The following is a 19,355-nucleotide window of genomic DNA, read 5'->3' on the forward strand; positions in this document are numbered from 1 at the left end:
TCGTGTGGGTCAGCCCTGTTTGTCGAGCGGTGCGAGCATCGCCTGCATGTCGGGATGCTTCAGCACTTTCCGGTATTCTGCCGGACTCATCGCGTCGATCAAGACGCGGCCGCTCACGTCGGCCTTGATGGACTCGACCGCGAGCAGCGCGATGACCGGATGGGTCGTCAGCGTCGCGTGGTCGGGCGACGGGTCGCCGAATTCCGCCATCACTGCCTCGGTATTGTCCGCGACCGCGACGGCCAGCGGCCGGCCCGAGAGCCGAAGTCTCGCGCTGGCGCCGCAGGGCATCCGGGGCGTGACCGCGTTCATCCTGAAGTCGCCGCCCGGCCGCGCGCTCGATGCGGCGCGATGAACGCGCGCGTCGCGGCGGGGGGGCGGCGCACGTCAACGACGTCAATGCGACGACACGAACACCGCATCGTCGAACGCCTCCGGAATCGCGAAGCTCGCGCGCATGCGCCGCGCTTCCTTCGCCGGCGTCAAGCCGAACAGGCGCTTGAATTCCCGGCTGAACTGCGACGGGCTCGTATAGCCGACCGCATAGCCGGCCGCCTCCGCCGTCAGGTCCTGGCGCACCATCAACAGCCGCGCCTGATGCAGCCGCGTCGATTTCAGGTACTGCATCGGCGACACCTGCGTGATCGCCTTGAAGTGACTGTGAAAGCTCGGCACGCTCATGCCGGCTTCGTCGGCCAGTTGCGACACGTCGAGCGGCCGCGCGTAATCGGCGTGGATCATGCGCAGCGATCGCCCGATCCGGCCGTATTGCCCGCGCATCGCCAGCGCGCTGCGCATCGCATGGCCCTGCGCGCCGGTCAGCACGCGGAAATACAGCTCGCGCAGCAGCGCCGGGCCGAGCACGGCGGCGTCGAGCGGCCGCTGCATCGCGTCGACGAAACGCAGCACCGACGCGTGCATCGCTTCGTCCATCGGCGTCGACATCATGCTCTTCGGCGCCTGCACCGTTTCCGCGACGCCCGCGCGATCGATCTGCGCGGCGAGTTCGGCGGCCAGCGTGAAATCGAGGTGCAGGTACAGCGCGAGCAGCGGGCGCTCCGGCGTCGCGTCGGTTTCCATGCTGAACGGGACCGGCACGGAGACGGCCAGGTAATGGTGTTCGTCGTACAGATAGCACTCGCCGCCGAAGTAGCCGCGCTTCGACCCCTGGCACACGATCACGATGCCCGGGTCGTACAGCACCGGCGTGCGCGACAGCGCGCGGTTCGAGCGCAGGATGCGCACGCTCGGCAGCGCGGTCAGGTTGTAGCCCTCGTTCGGCGCCAGCGCGCGCAGCAGCGCCACCAGGCGCTTCCGGTCGCGCGGCGACAGCGCTGGAGGTTGGGCGGAGACGGGCACGGTGCTCATAGTTTTGTGCAAGAAAATCAGCGGAATCGGGCTTATTCGGCGTCCTTCGTCAGACTAGTATGCACGCTTGAATCGACATTCGGGAGAAGCTCACATGGCATCCGGCAACATCATGCTCATTACCGGCGTCAGCAGCGGTTTCGGCCGCGCGCTGGCCCAGGAAGCGCTGGCCGCCGGCCACACGGTGGTCGGCACGGTGCGCAGCGCGCAGGCGGCGCGCGACTTCGAGGCGCTGTCCGCGCAGGCGGCCGTCGCACGCGTGCTCGACGTGACCGATTTCGAGCGGATCGACGGCGTCGTCGCGGACATCGAGGCGAACGTCGGGCCCGTCGACGTGCTGGTGAACAACGCGGGTTACGGGCACGAAGGGATCATGGAGGAGTCGCCGCTCGACGAGATGCGCCGCCAGTTCGACGTGAACGTGTTCGGCGCGGTCGCGATGATGAAGGCCGTCGTGCCGTTCATGCGCGAACGCCGGCGCGGACGCATCCTGAACATCACGTCGATGGGCGGGCACATCACGATGCCGGGCATCGCGTATTACTGCGGCAGCAAGTTCGCGCTGGAGGGCATTTCCGAGACCCTCGGCAAGGAACTCGAGCCGTTCGGCATCGCGGTGACGGCCGTCGCGCCGGGTTCGTTCCGCACCGACTGGGCCGGCCGCTCGATGGCGCGCACGCCGCGCTCGATCGCCGACTACGACGCGCTGTTCGACCCGATCCGCCGCGCACGCGAGGAAAAAAGCGGCAAGCAGCCGGGCGACCCCGCGAAGGCCGCGCGGGCGATGCTCGCCGTCATCGCGGCGGACCATCCGCCCGCGCATCTGCTGCTCGGCAGCGACGCGCTGCGGCTCGTGCGGAGCAAGCTGGCGGCGCTGGACGACGAAATCCGCGCGTGGGAGGCGCTGACGGTGTCGACGGACGGCTGACGCGCGCCGCCTCGTCCGTTTCCTGCCGGTGGAGGATCGGCCATCGCATTGCACGATGGCGTCGTGGTTTCACAATAAAGCCGATAATGGCGGCGGCCCGTTCGCCACCTTCATCCACCTCACAGGAGTACCGCGATGCCATACGTCACCACGAAGGACAACGTCGAGATTTTCTACAAGGATTGGGGTCCGAAAGACGCGCAGCCCGTCATGTTCCACCACGGCTGGCCGCTGTCCAGCGACGACTGGGATGCGCAACTGCTGTTCTTCGTCCAGCACGGCTATCGCGTGATCGCGCACGACCGCCGCGGGCACGGCCGCTCGGCGCAGGTCTGGGACGGCCACGACATGGACCATTACGCGGCGGACGCGTTCGCGGTCGTCGAGGCGCTCGACCTGCGCAATGCGGTGCATGTCGGCCATTCGACGGGCGGCGGCGAAGTGGCGCGCTACGTCGCGAAGCACGGCGAGCCGGCCGGCCGCGTCGCGAAGGCCGTGCTGGTCAGCGCGGTGCCGCCGCTGATGCTAAAAACCGAATCGAACCCCGAAGGCCTGCCGCTGGAGGTGTTCGACGGCTTCCGGAAAGCGCTCGCCGACAATCGCGCGCAGTTCTTCCTCGACGTGGCGAGCGGTCCGTTCTACGGGTTCAATCGCGAAGGCGCGACCGTGCACCAGGGCGTGATCCGCAACTGGTGGCGGCAGGGGATGGAAGGCAGCGCGAAGGCGCATTACGACGGCATCAAGGCGTTTTCGGAAACGGACCAGACCGACGACCTGAAGTCGATCTCCGTCCCGACGCTCGTGCTGCACGGCGAGGACGATCAGATCGTGCCGATCGCGGATGCCGCGCTGAAGTCGATCAAGCTGCTGAAGAACGGCACGCTGAAGACGTACCCGGGCTATTCGCACGGCATGCTGACGGTCAATGCGGACGTGCTGAACGCCGATCTGCTGGCGTTCGTGCGGGCATGACGGTGGCGGCGCCGGCCCGCCGCGGCGGGCGGCGCCGCGATTGAAAACCGGCGATCCGGCCGCGCGAGCAAAAGGGCCGATCGCCCGCCCTCTGCTTCACCCCAAATCGACGAAGCGAACGCCCGGATGCGCGAGGCGCGGCATCCGGCCGGCCAGGAACGCATGCAACTCGCGCACCTGCGCGGTCTTCGCTGAGTCTTCCGGCCACACGAGGTAGTACGCATCGCCGGTGCTCACGGCCGTCTTGAACGGCAGCACGAGCTGCTTCTCGTCGAGGGCCGTCGCGCACAGCGCGAGGTCGCCGATCGACATCCCGTGGCCGGCGATGGCCGCCGCGATCCCCTGTTCGAGCATGTCGAACACCTGCCCGCGCGTGATGTCCACATCGAGATCGTGACCGCTGCCGTTGAGCCAGCGGCGCCAGTCGCGCCGGTCGGGCGACGGATGGATCAGCTCGCACGCGGCGGGATTCGTACGCGCGAGCGTGGCGGTGGCCCGCGAGCACACCGGAATCAGCCATTCGTCGAACAGCTTCACGCAATGCGTGCTTTCGCCGAACTTGCCCGCGCCGAGCAGGATCGCGCAATCGTAGGATTCGCTGAAAAAATCCACGGTATCGACATCCATCCACACGCTCGCGATCTGCACCTCGAACGCCGGCCGCGTGCCGCGAAAGGCGGCCAGCGCGTCGAGCAGCCAGCGCATCGTGAGCGTGGAGGGCGCCTTGAGCCGCAGCACGTCGCGTTGCGTGCGGGACAGCATGCACGCTTCCTCGATCTGCCGGAACCCGCGCCTGAGGCCGGCCGCGAAGATATGGGCTTCCGCCGTCACGGTCATCCTGGGCCCGCGTCGGACGAACAGCTTCCGGCCGAAGTAGGCTTCGAGCGTCTTCACGTGCTTGCTGACCGCGCTTTGCGTCAGGCTCAGTTCCTCGGCGGCCAGCGTGAACGAGCCGGTGCGCGCGGCACTCTCGAATGCGCGCAACGCGTAGACGGGCGGAAGCGGTTTGGCTTTCATGGATTTCGAATATGAATAAAACTTATGTCATCAGACAGGATTTTCCGTTTTAGCTCGACAGAGCGGGCGCGTGATACTGCTTATCGCCGCGTCTTTCGCGATATCGGACCTCCATGATGCCACTGTGACGTACACGCCCCCGACTCATCAAACAGAACTTTTTGTCATGACGCTCCATTACCCGCTGCTGTTCGCCTACCTCGCCGCGATCGTGCTGCTCATCGCGACGCCCGGCCCGGTCGTGATGCTCGTGACGGGCACCGTCGCGCGACGCGGGTTCCGTCAGGGCGTGCTGACCGCGGTGGGCGCGAACGCCGCGAGCCTCGTGATGATCGCGGGTGCGATGCTGATGGTGTTCGGCGTCGTGATGGTCAGCGCCCGCCTGCTTGCCGGGCTGCATGTCGCGGGGTGCCTGTTCATCGCGGGGCTTGCCATCCGGACGCTGCTCGGCGAATGGCGCGCCGCCCGCGAGCGTGGCGGCGACGGCGCGGCCGCAGCGGAAGCGGCGGCGGGCGAACCCGCGGCGGGCGAACCCGTGGCGCGGCCGCGCGGTTTGCCGGGCATCGTGCGCGGTTTCCTCGTCGGCATCGCGAACCCGAAGGACCTGCTGTTCTTCGTCGCGTTCTTTCCGCAGTTCGTCGCCATCACGCCCGATTCGCGCGTGAGCCTCGCGATCCTCGCCGCGTTGTGGATCGCGGTCGATTTCACGATCCTGACCGGCTATATGGCGGCGATCAACCACCCGGCGATGCATCGGAAGCAGCGATGGATCTCGGCGTCGTCGGCGCTCGCGCTGCTCGCGATTGCGCTCGCCGGGCTCGGCAGCACGATCGCGGGCGCCGCTTAGTGCAGCGTACTGCCGCGGCGTTCGGCGTTACCGCTTCGTTGGCGCCGCGTGCGGCCCGTTATCAGCGTGGACGGGTTTCAGCCGTTGCGCAGGAACACGACGTAGCCGCGGAACCACGGGTTCGTCGCGAGATACGGCGGCGCGTCCCAGTCGCCGCCCTGGATCACGCCGATGCGAAACGGCAGTTGCAACCGCGCGACGCGCGGCAGGTACGCCGCATAGTCGGGGATCGTGCGGCGGCCCTGGTAGGTCTGCACGACCACCTCGTCGACGATGCCCTTGAGCGCGTTGACCTGGTCGGTATCGATGCGGCTGCTCCAGTCGAGCAGCCCCGTGATGCTGAGCCGGCAATCGGCGGGCAAGGTCTCGCGCAGCGTGCGCAGGAACGCGAGGTAATCCTGCAGGTGGCGCGTGCCCGCATCGAAATCGATCTGGATGCCGGCGATCGTGCGGCCCGATGCACGCCAGCGCGCGAGCTGCGCGAGCATGATCCGCGTGACGCGCGGCGTCCAGCGCAGCGTATGCGCACGATAGACGAGCCACACGCGCGCGTGGGGCGCGGGCGGCAGCGCAACGCCCTGTGCGATCACGCGCACCTGCGACTCGTCCCGCGGCGACGCCTCGATCTGTCCTTGCAGCACGTAGACGATGCGCGCGTCGCGCACGACCGCCTGCGGCTTCACGCCGGCCCACAGCCAGAACGCGTCGTACCGCGCGGCGTCGACGGTGCCGGCCAGCGCGACGCGCGCGGCCAGCAGCAGCGCGACGCACGCGATGCGCTTCATGCGGCCTACCAGTAGTAGCGGAGCTTCTGCGCCCACGGGCTGCCCGGATAGGCGGTCTTCAGCGTGTCGAACCAGCGCTTGCGCGTGCTCTTCGACACCTCCTTGCCGCCGCATTCGTTGGCGCCGGCCGGTGCATAGCACCTGATCGCACGGTAGAACGCGTACGCGCGATCGTTCGGGTTCGCCTGCGTATCGGCCATCACCGTCACGTAGCTCGACATCCGCTCGTACGGCTTGCCGGCGAACTGCGACGGCGCCGCGCCGAGTGTCGGCGGCACGCGCGTGGCGGCCGCGCTCGATCCGTTGCGGACCCACGCGGGCACCGGATCGATTTCGAGGCCCGACGCCGGCGGATGCAGGCGCACGAAATCGGCGAGGCAGTTCAGCCCTTTCGGATCGGCCGGATTCTGCTGCAGCGTCGCGGCGACGTCGCGCGCCGACGGGCACGTGTAGCCGTCGTCGTTTTTCGCGCCGGCGGCGATGAACGGCTTCAACGGATCGGCGGGCGTGCCCGACACCAGCGCGGTATCGGCGAGGAAGTCCGCGTAGTGCGAACGCGTGAGTTCCTTGTACAGCAGCGTATACAGCGCGGTGTCGCGCAGCGCGCCGCTCGTCGCCTGATTCTGCGCCTGCGCGCGCAACAGGTCGGCATTGGCCGCGCGCTGCAGCAGCACCGCACGGATCGCGGCGTTCTGCACGAGCGAATCGTCGGCGAACGCGTCGTTGACGAGCCCGGCCTGTTCCAGGTTGATCGCGAGCGCGAGTTCCAGCATTTCGCGCTGGAAGCGGAATTTCGCGAGCGGGATCAGGTCGCGCCATAGCTGGCGGGCCGTGTCGTTCTGGCCGCTGTCCTCCAGCGCGAACCCGCGCAGCGCCTGCTGGCTGAGGCCGAAGTAGTCGAGCGGCGCGGCGGGCGTCCGCGGCAGCAGATCGAGGGCGGCGTCCGGCTTGTGCCCGATCTGCACGTACCAGGTCGCGAGCAGGTAGTCGTACAGCGCGGGCGCGTTCGCGAAGCGCGGCTTCTGCGCCTGCAGTTCGTCGAGGGTCATCGGCTTGCGGCTCGCATCGCTGCTGTCCGACGCGCGCATGCGCAGCAGGTCGACGGTGGCGAGCACGGTCGGCGACTGGATCTGGCCGGCGTCGAATTCCGGGCCGAACAGCAGCTTGCTGTCGAGTTCGTTCGCCAGTTGCATCAGCGGCACGTTCGACGTCGCTGGCGACCAGCGCGCGAGTGCATGGCTGTACAGGTCGGCCTGCTGCGTGACGTTGCCGCCGAGCCACGCGACCCGTCGCAACAGCCCGGCCGCGGACACCGCATAGCGTCCCTTCGGATACACCTTCAGGTAGGTTCGGAACACGGTGTTCGCCGCGTCGAGCGACACCTTCGTCACGCGCGCGCGCGTCGGCGTCGGGCTGTCGTGGTCGAATACGTTGGCTTGCGCGGCGTTCAACTGCGCGCGCCCGGCCATGTAGAGGCCGGTTTCCTTCAGCCACGGGTCCGCGCTGTGCGATGCGTTCGCGAAGGCGCGGGTCGCGGTGAGGAAGTCGGCGCGATAGAACGCGTTCGTGCCGTCGAGGTACGCGGCGAACTGCTGGCCGAGCGGCGACTTGACCGGCGGCTTCGCCCATGCGGCGCTCGCGGCGCCCGCGCCACAGGTTTTCTGCGCGATGTCGGCGCGCGCCGCGCGCAGGCGGGCGGCTTCGTCGGCGGGCAGGCCGCCGGCGCCGCCGAGTGCTTCGTTGAACGCGTCCACGCCGGCGCTCATGCTGCGGCAGATGCTGCCTTCGCCGTCCGCGTACCGGTTCGACGACGCATCGGCGTCCGCCGCGCTACCGGTCTTGTCGGGCTCCTTCTGGCCGATGTAGATCCATCCGGAGAAATCCATCGGGAACGGCACGACGATCTGGTTGATCCGCTCTTTCGCCGGGATGGTCTTCGGGTCCGGGAACACCTGCGCGACCTTGGCGCTGTCGGCCATCATCAGCATCGCGTTGATGCGCGTGTCGTTGGCGGGCGTCAGCATCGGCACGTTGCCGCACGAGTATGAAGCCTGCCGGAGCGTGGTCGGCACGTAGCAGCCGTCGTCGCCGCTGGCATGGGCGGCCGGCATCCAGAGCAGGCTGGCCGCCAGCGCGGCGAACAGGTTGCGGTGCAGCGTCGGTGTTTTTCGCATTTTTCTTGTGCTGGTTAGGGGCCGCGACGGCCGGGTCTCTCAGGGGGCGCGCTGCCCCGGCGCGTATCGTACCTCACGGCGCGTGACGGCCGGCGGGGCGCCAACCGAGCCGGGCGCGCGCGAGCGTCGCGGCCGTGCCCGCGCCTCACGCGCACACGCTGCTGGCGATGCCTCCGTCGTTCATTTCGTCGAGCGTGGCGCGCAAATCGTCGATGGCCACCATCAGCTCGCGCACTTGCCGCAACGACGGGTACTGATGCAGCACGGCTTGCCATTGCGGCAGCGTCAGCAGGGCATGCCAGATGACGCCGAGGCCGTCCGGATCGGCGTCCGGCCGCCGCGCGAGCGCGCTCGCGTATTCGAGGCTCGCCTGCGCGGACAGCAACTGCATCCGGCTCGCAGCGCCCAGCAGGCGCGGCGTCGCGTCCGCGGACGCGTCGCAGCAATACAGTACTTCGCGCGGCAGCGCCGCTTCGTCGGTCGTCAATGCGTGCAGCGATGCGCCATGCACGCGCACCGTGCCCTGGTGCGTCTCGAATGCATAGACCGTGTCGGGATCCGCCTGCGCGAGCAGGTTCAGGCCGCGCAGCAGCCGCGGCAGATCGGTCGTCGCGGCATCCGCGGAGGCCTTCGCCTCGACGAGGAAGCGCACGTTCCACGCAGGCGCCGGGTCGCTGCCGCGCGCCCGTTCGAGCAGGATCGCGTCCCATTCGGTTTTCGCGCGGTCGTGCCGGCCCGGGATCGACGACGGCACGCGCATCGACGTGACCACGCGGTAGGTACGCTGCTCGTCCGCCGCGTCGAGCCGGCGCGCCAATGCGTCGAGCGCCTGTGCCGCCAGCGCTTCGACGGCCGCGCCGCGCCGCTGGGACGCGGCGCCTTGCGCGACGGCCACCGTGCTGCCGACGAGCGGCCCCTGCCGCACCCACAACGCGCGGTAGCGACGGACGTCCTCGTCCGCGGCGAGCGCATCGAGCCGCAGCATGCGTTCGAGCGCGGGGCTGTCCTTGAGCCTGACGATGTCCTGCTCGAATGCCGCGTCGGTCGCCGTCTCGGGCCGCGCGAGCAGGTGCGCGAGCGCCGCGTGCAGTTCGGCCCACGACGCCGCGGCCGCGGCCGCGTGCAGGCGCGCGAGGCCGTCGCGTTGCCATGCGTGGGCGCTGCGCTCGAGCTTGGCCGGGTGCGCGATCGCATTGACGGCCGAGTGCAGCGCGCGCCGGTCCTGCTCCGCGTGCGCGGACAACGACGCGTATTCGCGCACGCTCGGCGCATCGTGGCGCAGCACCGATGCCTGAAACGACGGATCGCCGGACGACGGATCCATCGCATCGCGGATCATCCGCCCGAGCGCGTCGATGAAGCGCTGCCGCAAGTCCGCGCCGGGCGCGTGGCCGTCCGCCCGCATGCTGCGCGCTTCCTCGATCACGATCGCCAGCGCGGTGGCCGGATTCGTCGCGTCGGTCAGTGCCGACGCGCGGTCGAGCGGCGGCAGCCGGTAACGGCGCGCGACGGTGCGCAGCGTCGCGTCGAGCAGGGCGGGAAGCGGTGTCAGCGACATGGCGGACGGGAGCGTGAAAGCGACCGAACCGTCACGCGGTCAACGTCACCGACAGGCTGCCGAGCTCGCCGAAGCGGACCGTCAGCACATCGCCGAGCGGCACGTCGATCGCGCCCGCGTACGAGCCGGTCGTCACGATCTGGCCGGCGCGCACCGCGTCGCCGCGCGACGCGAGGAAATTGACGAGCCACACCAGCGGCTTGAGCGGATCGCCGTCCGGATGGCTGCCGTCGATCGTGCGGTTCAGCGCGCCTTCGAACGACAACGCCAGCGTCGCGAGCGGCACGTTCAACCCATCGGGCACGACCGGGCCGACGCACAGCCCCTGGTTGAATTGCCCGTCGGCCAGCAGCTCGAACTTCGACGCGCGCGCGGGCTCCGCGTAGCGGCAGCCGAGCACCTCGAGCACGATGCGCACCTCGCGGATCGCCGCGCGCACGTCGCCTTCGTCGTACGGCTGCTCGCGCGCGGGCAGGTCGCGATCGAGCACGAATGCGATTTCCGGTTCGATCCGCACGATCGGTCCGCCGACGACGCGGTACGGTGCATCGGCTTCGCGGATCGCCGACGCGAAGATCGGCGCGAGGATCACGCGATCGGGCGGCGGCAGCGCGCATTTCCATCCGCCGACGGGTTCGCCGAGCAAATCGGCCACGCGCTGCTGGATCGCGAGCGCGGTCTCGATGTCGTCGGGACGCAGTGCATCGGGCAACAGCGGGCCGGGCGAGCCGGCATGGCGGGCGGCGACCAGATGCTGGGCGGCGCCGTCCACGCGTTCGATAGTCGTTGTCATGTCGGTTGAGCGAGTTGAAAGTGGGGCCGGCAAAAAAGGGCCGGACGAAAGTCGCATGGTTGATGATAGCGCCTTCGGCGCGATGGCTGTTCGGTCGTGTCGGGATCGACAGCGGCAACGCGAGCACGGAAGCCGGCGGAATCCGCCCGGACGCTCGGACCGACATGCGGATCGGCGGCCTGATCGACGACGTGGTTCGCACTTCCGGTTCCGCTTCGCCGCTTGTCCGGGCGCCCGCGTCGTCCGGTCGCAGGCCGGACGTTTGCCGGCTTGATCGTCGTCAAGACCGGAACCCGCTGTCGGCCGATGATGACGACATGGCCGCACGCGACAGCGCGCGCGGCAACTCACCCCAGCGAGGTTCGCATGTACGAGAAGATCATGGTGGCCGTCGACGGCAGCGCTTCGTCGAAACAGGCGCTTGCCGAGGCCGTGAAGGTGGCGCTGGCGGGCGACGCGCACGTCAGCGTCGTGTATGTGGTCGACAAGTCGGTGCTGTTCACGTATGCGGGCCGTATCGATCCGCACGCGCTCGTCGAGGAAATCCGCGACGACGGGCGCAAGGTGCTGCGCGAAGCCGAACAGGTCATCGCGCTGGCCGGCGCGAAGGGCGACGCGGAACTGGTCGAGACCGAGAGCATCGGCGAGGACATCGCGGAACGCCTGCAGCGCTACGTGAAGGAGCACGGGATCGATCTCGCGGTGGTCGGCACGCACGGGCGGCGCGGCATCCGGCGCGTGCTGCTCGGCAGCGTCGCCGAGCGCTTCGTCCGCGGCTCGAAGTGCCCGGTGCTGCTGATTCGCGGCGACGACGCCGACGTGAAGGCCGCCTCGGCCGCGGCATGACGCGGCGCGCGCGATGATACGCCGCCAGTCCCGCATCGTCGTCGCGGCGATCGCCGTGTTCATGTCGCTCGCCGGAATGATGGCCGTCGTGACGGGCCTGCTGCTCGATGCCGCGACGGTGCTGCGCGGCGGCGCCCTCGCGTTGATCGTCGGCGTGGCCGGCTTCGTCGTGATGTTGAACCCGGGGCCGAAAGGCGAGGAGTGATGCGTCGCGTCGCGCGCGATGGCGAACGCATCCGCACACGTCGACATGCTGTCCCGCGACGATCCGCGCCAGCCGTGATGTGGGGTTTCCCGACGATCACGGCTTGCCGCGCGTGTCGTCACGTGCGGCTCGTACCGGGCGCCGTCGCACCGGCCGAGCGCGCCTGCACGTTCAACCGCTTCAACGTTTCCGCCAGCGCGGCGTTCGCCGGCTGAATTTTCTCCGCCTGCGCGAACGCGTTGCGCGCTTCATCCCGGTGGCCCAGCTTCCACAGCACTTCGCCCTTGCGCTCGAGCCCGATCGCCAGGGCTTCGCGCGCGTCGTCGTCCTTCGCGAGGATTGCGATCGCGCGGTCGAACCATGCGAGCGCGTCGTCGTTGCGGCCGAGGCGATACAGCGCCCAGCCCTTGCTGTCGAGCGCATACGCCACGTCCGGCGATTGCGCGAGATGCGTGTCGATCATCGCGAGCCCGCGCTCGACCGCGACGCCCGCATCGGCGAGCCGATAGCCGACGTCGTTCAGCAGATCGTCCGGAATCCTGTCGAAAGATCGACGTTGCTCGGCGTGCGCGACTGCGCGTAGTCGGGGTAGCCGTTCGCATCCGAATGGCCGCACGGCAGATATCCGTTCTCCACGTCTAGCAGATACGGGACGCCGGCGTGCACCTTTTGGCCGCCCGGGTCGATCAGATGGAACGACTCGCCGAGGTCGCCGTCGCCGACGACCGCGTTGAACACCCACTTCTTTTGCGGATGCCATTTCGGCAGGCGAATCCTCGCCGTGCGGCCGGCCGCGTCCGTCGTGCCGAAGATCACGCTGTCGTGCTGGTCCGGCTTGACGGGCGCCCCCGCAATGACCTGGCCGGGCAGAAACAGCCGGTCGCGCACGTTCGGCCGCGGTTGTTGCGCGCAGCATAGCAGGCGGCGCGATTCGAGCGCTCTCCCTTTGCCCTCATTGTTGCGGGCAGATGAACGATTCCGTGATTTGTATCAACTTGTGATATTTGGATCCGTCTGACAATGGGTTCGACCACGGTGAGCAGGGCGAAATGATCGAAATCCGATCGTCCTTTACAACCGGCATTTCACCTCCTTAAATAATCAGGGTCTGCAAAAAGACCGGAAAAACGAGATCCCCATGAGCCATTTCCTGGATAGATTGCGTTATTTCTCCACCACGAGGCCACGCTTTTCCGATGGACACGGCGCCGTCACAGACGAAGACCGCAAGTGGGAAGACGGTTACCGGATGCGCTGGCAGCACGACAAGATCGTCCGTTCGACCCACGGTGTGAACTGCACGGGTTCGTGCTCGTGGAAGGTCTACGTGAAAGGTGGGATCGTCACGTGGGAAACCCAGCAGACCGACTATCCGCGCACGCGCCCGGACATGCCGAACCACGAGCCGCGCGGCTGCTCGCGCGGCGCATCGTACTCGTGGTATCTGTACAGCGCGAACCGTCTCAAGCACCCGATGGTGCGCAGCGCGCTCGTGAAGCTGTGGCGTGAACGCCGCCGCACGCTGGGCGCCGTCGACGCGTGGCGCTCGATCGTCGAGGACGACGAAGCACGCCGGTCGTACCAGAGCCGGCGCGGGCTCGGCGGGTTCGTGCGCGCGAGCTGGGACGAGGTCAACGAGCTCGTTGCGGCCGCAAACGTCTACACGGTCGAGCGTCATGGCCCCGATCGCGTGGTCGGCTTCTCGCCGATCCCGGCGATGTCGATGGTGTCGTACGCCGCCGGCTCGCGCTACCTGTCGCTGATCGGCGGCGTGTGCCTGAGCTTCTACGACTGGTATTGCGACCTGCCGCCCGCGTCGCCGCAGATCTGGGGCGAGCAGACCGACGTGCCGGAATCGGCCGACTGGTACAACTCGACGTTCATCATGATGTGGGGCTCCAATGTCCCGCAGACGCGCACGCCCGACGCGCACTTCCTCGTCGAGGCGCGCTATCGCGGCACCAAGGTCGTGTCGGTGTTCCCCGACTACTCGGAAGGCGCGAAATTCGGCGACCTGTGGCTGCATCCGAAGCAGGGCACCGACGCGGCGCTCGCGCTCGCGATGGGGCACGTGATCCTGAAGGAGTTCCATTTAGCGCGCAAGAGCGACTACTTCATCGATTACTGCAAGCGCTACACCGACATGCCGGCGCTCGTGCGCCTCGTGCCGCACGGCGACGGCTACGTGCCCGAGCGCCTCGTGCGCGCGTCCGACTTCGACGACGCGCTCGACGAAGCCGCGCATCCGGAGTGGAAGACCGTGATGATCGACGACGCGACCGGTGAATTCGTCGTGCCGGTCGGCTCGATCGGCTTCCGCTGGGGCCAGCAGGGCAAGGACGGATCGAGCGACAAGGGCAAGTGGAACCTGCGCGGCGAGACGTCGAAGGGCGCGGCGCTGTCGCCGCGGCTGTCGTGCACGACCGCGCACGACGACGTGGTCGACGTGCTGTTCCCGTACTTCGGCAACCAGCCGCATGCGCACTTCAATTCGACGCAGCACGCATCCGAGCTGTCGCGCCGGATCGGCGTGCGGCGCGTGGCGAACCGCGACGGCGACATGCTGGTCGCGACCGTCTACGACCTGTTCGTCGCGAACTACGGGCTCGACCAGGGGCTGGGCGGGCGCGACGTGGCCGCGAGCTACGACGACGACCTGCCCTACACGCCCGCATGGCAGGAGGCAATCACCGGCGTGAAGCGCGCGGACGTGATCTCGGTCGCGCGGCAGTTCGCGGAGAACGCGCACAAGACGCAGGGCAAGTCGATGGTGATCATCGGCGCGGGGATCAACCACTGGTTCCACATGGACATGTCGTACCGCGCGATCATCAACATGCTGATCATGTGCGGCTGCATCGGCAAGCCGGGCGGCGGCTGGTCGCATTACGTCGGCCAGGAGAAACTGCGCCCGCAGACCGGCTGGACCGCGCTCGCGTTCGCGCTCGACTGGAGCCGGCCGCCGCGGCACATGAATGCGACCTCGTTCTTCTACGCGCACACCGACCAGTGGCGCTACGACACGATGGACCCGGGCGCGCTGCTGTCGCCGCTCGCGGACAGGGCGCAGTTCCACGGCTCGCCGATCGACTACAACGTGCGTGCGGAACGGATGGGCTGGCTGCCGTCCGCGCCGCAGCTCGCGGCGAATCCGCTGAAGGTCGGCGCGAGCCTGGACGACCCGTCGCGGGCCGGTGCGGACATCGCGCAACGGTTGAAGGCCGGCACGCTGCGGATGGCGTGCGAGGACCCGGACGCACCCGGCAACTTCCCGCGCAACCTGTTCGTGTGGCGCTCGAACCTGCTCGGCTCGTCGGGCAAGGGCCACGAGTATTTCCTGAAGCATCTGCTCGGCACCACCAACGGTGTGCAAGGGGAGGACCTCGGCGCGACGGGCGGCGCGCGCCCCGAGGAAGTGAATTGGCGCGACGACGCGCCGCGCGGCAAGCTCGACCTGCTCGTCACGCTCGACTTCCGGATGTCGACGACCTGCATGTATTCGGACATCGTGCTGCCGACCGCGACGTGGTACGAGAAGGACGACATGAACACGTCCGACATGCATCCGTTCATTCATCCGCTGTCGGCGGCGGTCGATCCTGCATGGGAATCGAAGAGCGACTGGGAGATCTTCAAGGGGATCGCGAAGCGCTTCTCCGAGCTGTGCGACGGGCATCTCGGCGTCGAGCGCGACGTCGTGCTCGCGCCGATCGCGCACGACACGCCGGGCGAGCTCGCGCAGCCGTTCGACGTGCAGGACTGGAAGCGCGGCGAATGCGAACCGGTGCCGGGTCGCACGATGCCGAACGTGATCGCGGTCGAGCGCGACTACCCGAACACGTATGCGCGCTTCACGTCGCTCGGGCCCCTGATGGACAAGCTCGGCAACGCGGGCAAGGGCATCGGGTGGGATACGCGGGATGAAGTGAAGCTGCTCGGCGAGCTCAACTACACGGTCGCTCAAGGCGCTGCACAAGGCCGCCCGCGCATCGACACCGCGCTCGACGCGGCCGAGGTGATTCTCGCGCTCGCGCCGGAGACCAACGGGGAAGTGGCGGTGAAGGCATGGCGCGCGCTGTCCGGCATCACCGGTATCGACCACACGCACCTGGCCGCCGCGCGCGCGGACGAGAAGATCCGCTTTCGCGACATCCAGGCGCAGCCGCGCAAGATCATCTCGTCGCCGACGTGGAGCGGGATTGAATCGGAGCACGTGTCGTACAACGCGGGCTACGTGAACGTGCACGAGCTGGTGCCGTGGCGCACGCTGACCGGCCGTCAGCAGTTGTACCAGGATCACCCGTGGATGCGCGCGTTCGGCGAATCGCTGTGCGCATACAAGCCGCCGATCGACACCGGCAGCTACGCGCACATGGTCGGCAAGCGTTCGAACGGCAACCCGGAGCGCGTGCTGAATTTCCTGACGCCGCATCAGAAGTGGGGGATCCACAGCACGTACACCGACAACCTGCTGATGCTGACGCTGTCGCGCGGCGGCCCGATCGTATGGATGTCGGAGGACGACGCGAAGGCGATCGGCGCGGCCGACAACGACTGGATCGAGTGCTACAACTCGAACGGCGCGTTGTGCGCGCGGGCCGTCGTGAGCCAGCGGATTCCGTCCGGGATGGTGATGATGTACCACGCGCAGGAAAAGATCGTGAACACGCCGGGATCCGAGATCACCGGCACGCGCGGCGGCATTCACAACTCGGTCACGCGCATCGCGCTGAAGCCGACTCACATGATCGGCGGCTATGCGCAACTGTCGTACGGCTTCAACTACTACGGCACGGTCGGCTCGAATCGCGACGAGTTCCTGATCGTGCGCAGGATGAACAGGATCGACTGGCTCGACGGGGAAGACGCCGCGAGCGACCCGACAACGCAGGCCGTTCGCATCGGAGAAACGTCATGAAAATCCGCGCACAGATCGCGATGGTGCTGAACCTCGACAAGTGCATCGGCTGCCATACCTGCTCGGTGACCTGCAAGAACGTGTGGACGAGCCGCGAAGGAATGGAATACGCGTGGTTCAACAACGTCGAGACGAAGCCGGGCATCGGCTATCCGAAGGACTGGGAGAACCAGGATCGCTGGCGCGGCGGCTGGCAGCGGCGCGCGGACGGCAGGATCGAGCCGCGCCTCGGCGGCAAGTGGCGGCTGCTCGCGCAGATCTTCGCGAACCCGCACCTGCCCGAGATAGACGATTACTACGAGCCGTTCACGTTCGATTACGCGCACCTGCAGGAAGCCGGCAACACGCGCGCGATGCCGGTCGCGCGGCCGCGTTCGGTGATCAGCGGCCAGCGGCTCGAGAAGATCGAGTGGGGGCCGAACTGGGAGGAAATCCTCGGCGGCGAGTTCGAGAAGCGCGCGAAGGACATCAACTTCGAGAACGTGCAGAAGGACATCTACGGGCAGTTCGAGAACACCTTCATGATGTACCTGCCGCGCCTGTGCGAGCACTGCCTGAACCCGGCGTGCGTCGCGTCGTGCCCGTCGGGCTCGATCTACAAGCGCGAGGAAGACGGCATCGTGCTGATCGACCAGGACAAGTGCCGCGGCTGGCGCATGTGCGTGTCGGGCTGCCCGTACAAGAAGATCTACTACAACTGGCAGAGCGGCAAGGCCGAGAAGTGCATCTTCTGCTATCCGCGCATCGAGGCCGGCCAGCCGACCGTGTGCTCGGAAACCTGCGTGGGCCGCATCCGCTACCTCGGCGTGCTGCTGTACGACGCCGACCGGATCGGCGAGGCGGCCAGTGCCGCGAACGAGAAGGATCTGTACGAAGCGCAACTGTCGCTGTTCGTCGATCCGGACGATCCGGCCGTGATCGCGCAGGCCGAGCGCGACGGCGTGCCGGCCGCGTGGATCGACGCCGCGCGGCGTTCGCCGACCTACAAGATGGCGATCGACTGGAAGATCGCGTTCCCGCTGCATCCGGAATACCGGACGCTGCCGATGGTGTGGTACGTGCCGCCGCTGTCGCCGATCAACGCGGCCGCCAATAGCGGCGACCTGGGGATGAACGGCTACCTGCCGGACGTCGAATCGCTGCGCATTCCGCTGCGCTATCTGGCCAATCTGCTGACGGCCGGTGACGAGGCGCCCGTGAAGCGCGCGCTCGAACGGCTGCTGGCGATGCGCGCGTTCATGCGCGCGCGCCACGTGGACGGCATCGATGCGCGCGGCGTGCTCGATCAGGTCGGGCTGTCGCTCGCGCAGGTCGAGGAGATGTATCGCTATCTGGCGATCGCGAACTACGAGGATCGCTTCGTGATCCCGACCACCCACCGCGAATACGCGGAGAACGCGTACGACCTGCGCGCGTCGTGCGGCTTTTCGTTCGGCAACGGCTGCTCGGACGGCCGTTCCGAGACGAGCCTGTTCAGCCCGAGGAAGGGCAACAAGACGATTCCGATTCACGAGGCTGCCCGATGACGAGCACCGCACCCGATCCGACCTATGCGGCGCTCGCGGCGCTGCTCGACTATCCCGACGAATCGCTGGTCGCCGCGCTCGATTCGATCGACGCGCACCTGCGCGAGCGCACGCGTTTGCCGAAAGCGGTGCGCGCGGGCCTCTACCGGTTTTTTGCGTACGTGCGCGAGCGCGATCTGCTGACGCTGCAGGAGAACTACGTCGGGCTGTTCGACCGTGGCCGCGCGACGTCGCTGTACCTGTTCGAGCACGTGCACGGCGAATCGCGCGACCGCGGGCAGGCGATGGTCGACCTGCTGCAGATGTACGAGCGGCACGGGCTGTTCCTGAACCCGGGCGAGCTGCCCGACTACCTGCCCGTGTTTCTCGAATACCTGTCGCGGCTGCCGGCGCCCGATGCCCGCAAGCTGCTCGCCGAAACCGGCGAGATCCTGAGCGCGCTGGCCGGCCAGCTCGCGCAGCGCGGCAGCCATTACAGCTTCGTCGTCGGCGCGCTGCTGCCGATGGCCGGGCTCGCGCCGGCCGACGCGCCCGACGCTGCCGACGACGACGTTGCCGCCGAGCGGCCGAGTGCCGACGACTACCGCACGCTCGACGCGTCGTATGCGGACGAGGCCGTGCGCTTCGTCGGCGCGGCAACGCCGGCGTCGACCGAGCAGACCGTGCGGTTCCACGACAAGCGGCCGGCCCGCGGCGCGTGAGCGCGGGCCCAATTGGGGAATGACATGAACGCTTACTTGCATCAGTTCCTGTTCGGGATCTACCCGTACATCTGTCTCGCCGTATTGCTGGTCGGCAGCCTGATCCGCTTCGACCGCGAGCAATACACGTGGAAAAGCGATTCATCACAGCTGCTGCGCCACGGCATGCTGCGACTCGGCAGCAACCTGTTCCACTGGGGCGTGCTGGTCGTCGTGCTCGGGCACTTCGGCGGTTTTCTGGCGCCGCACTGGCTCGTGTCGCCGTTCCTGTCGGCGTCCGGGCACCAGCTAGTCGCGATGGTTGCGGGCGGCGCGGCCGGCGTCGCGGCGATCATCGGATTGACGATCCTGATCTGGCGCCGCCTGGGCGACGCACGCATCCGCAAGAACAGCCGCACGTCGGACATCCTGATCGTGTTGATGCTGTGGGTGCAGCTCGCGCTCGGGCTCGGCACCGTCGTGCTGTCGACGCGCCACATGGACGGCGTGATGTTCGAACAGCTCACCGATTACGTGAAGGGCGTCGTCACGTTCCGTCCGGACATCGCGAGCCTGCTCGTCGGCGTGCCGCTCACGTACCGGCTGCACATCCTGCTCGGCTTCACGATCTTCCTCGTATCGCCGTTCACGCGGATGGTGCACGTCTGGAGCGGGATCGCGTCGGTCGCGTACCTGATCCGCCCGTACCAGCTCGTGCGCAAGCGCTGAGGAGGCTGC

General features: G+C 68.0%; 17 protein-coding genes and 1 pseudogene. 9 read left to right on the forward strand and 9 right to left on the reverse strand.

From position 1 onward, the window contains the following. Positions 1-9 precede the first annotated feature (9 nt). Together CFB52_RS31495 and CFB52_RS31500 are read right to left on the reverse strand one after the other, a co-directional pair. Positions 10-285, reverse strand: a pseudogene (locus CFB52_RS31495) (TrmB family transcriptional regulator); the annotation flags it as partial. A 111-nt stretch (positions 286-396) separates the two neighbouring features. Continuing rightward, entirely contained in the window at positions 397-1,368 is a 972-nt protein-coding gene (locus CFB52_RS31500) for an AraC family transcriptional regulator (protein WP_099318391.1), read from the reverse strand. 94 nt (positions 1,369-1,462) lie between these two features. Here CFB52_RS31500 and CFB52_RS31505 point away from each other — a divergent pair, with 94 nt between their 5' ends. Together CFB52_RS31505 and CFB52_RS31510 are read left to right on the forward strand one after the other, a co-directional pair. Next, positions 1,463-2,296, forward strand: a complete 834-nt coding sequence (locus CFB52_RS31505) for an oxidoreductase (protein WP_059574878.1) — start codon at positions 1,463-1,465, stop codon at positions 2,294-2,296. A gap of 135 nt (positions 2,297-2,431) precedes the next feature. Beyond that, positions 2,432-3,268 (forward strand): alpha/beta fold hydrolase, encoded by an 837-nt coding sequence (locus tag CFB52_RS31510; RefSeq protein ID WP_059574880.1) that lies wholly within the window; start codon positions 2,432-2,434, stop codon positions 3,266-3,268. Between the two features lie 96 nt (positions 3,269-3,364). Here CFB52_RS31510 and CFB52_RS31515 read toward each other — a convergent pair whose 3' ends face one another. Further along, positions 3,365-4,285 carry a LysR substrate-binding domain-containing protein gene (locus CFB52_RS31515; protein WP_099318392.1) on the reverse strand — a complete coding sequence of 307 codons (921 nt, stop codon included), beginning with the start codon at positions 4,283-4,285 and terminating at the stop codon, positions 3,365-3,367. Positions 4,286-4,451: 166 nt separating this feature from the next. Between CFB52_RS31515 and CFB52_RS31520 the strand changes: the two genes are divergently transcribed. After that, positions 4,452-5,132: a LysE family translocator gene (locus tag CFB52_RS31520; protein WP_099318393.1), complete on the forward strand. Its 681-nt coding sequence runs from the start codon at positions 4,452-4,454 to the stop codon at positions 5,130-5,132. A 77-nt stretch (positions 5,133-5,209) separates the two neighbouring features. On the opposite strand, the gene CFB52_RS31525 is transcribed toward CFB52_RS31520, so the two are convergent. From CFB52_RS31525 to CFB52_RS31540, 4 genes are all read right to left on the reverse strand, one after another. Beyond that, complete coding sequence (locus tag CFB52_RS31525; RefSeq protein WP_060967369.1) at positions 5,210-5,917, reverse strand: DUF3142 domain-containing protein; 708 nt, start codon at positions 5,915-5,917, stop codon at positions 5,210-5,212. Positions 5,918-5,922: 5 nt separating this feature from the next. Further along, on the reverse strand, positions 5,923-8,091 hold the full coding sequence (locus CFB52_RS31530) for a hypothetical protein (protein WP_099318394.1): 2,169 nt from the start codon (positions 8,089-8,091) through the stop codon (positions 5,923-5,925). 145 nt (positions 8,092-8,236) lie between these two features. Beyond that, positions 8,237-9,649: a hypothetical protein gene (locus CFB52_RS31535; protein ID WP_059574890.1), complete on the reverse strand. Its 1,413-nt coding sequence runs from the start codon at positions 9,647-9,649 to the stop codon at positions 8,237-8,239. Positions 9,650-9,680: 31 nt separating this feature from the next. Beyond that, positions 9,681-10,442, reverse strand: coding sequence for a 2-keto-4-pentenoate hydratase (locus CFB52_RS31540; RefSeq protein ID WP_059574892.1), 762 nt, complete (start codon positions 10,440-10,442; stop codon positions 9,681-9,683). Between the two features lie 366 nt (positions 10,443-10,808). Between CFB52_RS31540 and CFB52_RS31545 the strand changes: the two genes are divergently transcribed. Both CFB52_RS31545 and CFB52_RS31550 read left to right on the forward strand, forming a co-directional pair. Then, positions 10,809-11,288: a universal stress protein gene (locus CFB52_RS31545; protein WP_059574894.1), complete on the forward strand. Its 480-nt coding sequence runs from the start codon at positions 10,809-10,811 to the stop codon at positions 11,286-11,288. A gap of 13 nt (positions 11,289-11,301) precedes the next feature. After that, a complete protein-coding gene (locus CFB52_RS31550) occupies positions 11,302-11,493 on the forward strand; it encodes a DUF2964 family protein (protein WP_059574896.1) in 192 nt (63 codons plus the stop codon). Between the two features lie 118 nt (positions 11,494-11,611). Here the strand turns inward: CFB52_RS31550 and CFB52_RS35270 are convergent, their stop codons facing one another. Both CFB52_RS35270 and CFB52_RS35275 read right to left on the reverse strand, forming a co-directional pair. Next, positions 11,612-12,109 (reverse strand): tetratricopeptide repeat protein, encoded by a 498-nt coding sequence (locus CFB52_RS35270; protein ID WP_226225506.1) that lies wholly within the window; start codon positions 12,107-12,109, stop codon positions 11,612-11,614. Beyond that, entirely contained in the window at positions 12,013-12,381 is a 369-nt protein-coding gene (locus tag CFB52_RS35275; RefSeq protein WP_059574900.1) for a hypothetical protein, read from the reverse strand. The genes CFB52_RS35270 and CFB52_RS35275 overlap by 97 nt, the downstream gene beginning before the upstream one ends. A 250-nt stretch (positions 12,382-12,631) precedes the next feature. Here CFB52_RS35275 and CFB52_RS31560 point away from each other — a divergent pair, with 250 nt between their 5' ends. From CFB52_RS31560 to narI, 4 genes are read left to right on the forward strand one after another with little or no spacing between them, the layout of a single operon-like run. Further along, positions 12,632-16,411 (forward strand): nitrate reductase subunit alpha, encoded by a 3,780-nt coding sequence (locus CFB52_RS31560; RefSeq protein WP_099318395.1) that lies wholly within the window; start codon positions 12,632-12,634, stop codon positions 16,409-16,411. Then, a complete protein-coding gene (narH, locus tag CFB52_RS31565) occupies positions 16,408-17,937 on the forward strand; it encodes a nitrate reductase subunit beta (protein ID WP_059574905.1) in 1,530 nt (509 codons plus the stop codon). The genes CFB52_RS31560 and narH overlap by 4 nt, the downstream gene beginning before the upstream one ends. Continuing rightward, positions 17,934-18,638: a nitrate reductase molybdenum cofactor assembly chaperone gene (narJ, locus tag CFB52_RS31570; RefSeq protein WP_059574907.1), complete on the forward strand. Its 705-nt coding sequence runs from the start codon at positions 17,934-17,936 to the stop codon at positions 18,636-18,638. Before narH ends, narJ begins: the two co-directional genes overlap by 4 nt. Before the next feature lie 24 nt (positions 18,639-18,662). Beyond that, complete coding sequence (gene narI / locus CFB52_RS31575; RefSeq protein ID WP_059574909.1) at positions 18,663-19,346, forward strand: respiratory nitrate reductase subunit gamma; 684 nt, start codon at positions 18,663-18,665, stop codon at positions 19,344-19,346. The last annotated feature ends 9 nt before the right edge of the window (positions 19,347-19,355 follow it).

It is taken from the genome of Burkholderia sp. AU18528 (assembly GCF_002223215.2).
Taxonomy (GTDB): Bacteria; Pseudomonadota; Gammaproteobacteria; order Burkholderiales; family Burkholderiaceae; genus Burkholderia; species Burkholderia semiarida.